Consider the following 294-nt stretch of genomic DNA (forward strand, 5'->3'; position numbering starts at 1 on the left):
CAAACGCCTGATAGACCGGAATGATCGCGCTCTGCGGGATGCCTGCTTCCAACGCCGCCGCCACGGCTCTATCAATGTAGTTGAAGTCCACCGCAGTCGTGCGCACCGGATAAGGGTTTATTCCGTAATAATCGATGCCGGTGTTGGCAGGATTATAGGTATTGGAATAATCCGAATCTGCGAACGATCCCATGTCCATCAGGGTGATAAAAGTCTTGGCGCCCGGAAAATGGGCATGGATCCAGTCGGATTCCGCCTTCAGGTTGGCAGCGCTCACTTGGGTATGGTATTTGC

The 294-nt window shown here is 53.4% G+C and carries 1 pseudogene; it reads right to left on the reverse strand.

The window, feature by feature from the left end:
• Positions 1-277, reverse strand: a pseudogene (locus tag E5W87_RS35780) (calcium-binding protein); the annotation flags it as partial.
• Positions 278-294: the final 17 nt, after the last annotated feature.

The sequence above is a fragment of the Mesorhizobium sp. genome (assembly GCF_004962925.1).
GTDB lineage: Bacteria > Pseudomonadota > Alphaproteobacteria > Rhizobiales > Rhizobiaceae > Mesorhizobium.